The sequence below is a fragment of the Peribacillus sp. SIMBA_075 genome, from assembly GCF_046534585.1.
The window spans coordinates 1-246 of record NZ_JAWRYN010001306.1 but is presented as its reverse complement, the minus strand read 5'-3'; the positions used below and the strand labels follow the sequence as shown (position 1 = coordinate 246).

Genomic DNA, 246 nt, shown 5'->3' with positions numbered 1-246 from the left:
GACTTCGGTCGCATCACTTATACAGAAGCAATTAAAGTACTTCAAGAATCAGGTGCTGAATTTAAATACCCAGTAGAATGGGGTATTGACTTACAAACAGAGCACGAAAGATACTTATCAGAAGAAATTTTCAAACGCCCTGTATTCGTAACTGACTATCCAAAAGACATTAAAGCGTTCTACATGCGTATGAATGAAGATGGAAAAACAGTAGCTGCTACTGACCTTCTAGTTCCTGGCATCGGC

General features: G+C 39.4%; 1 protein-coding gene. It reads left to right on the top strand.

Going from position 1 to position 246, the window contains the following annotated elements; genetic code table 11:
- Positions 1–246: amino acid--tRNA ligase-related protein (locus SB775_RS32570; RefSeq protein ID WP_410865426.1), on the top strand; the 246-nt coding region annotated here is incomplete at both ends.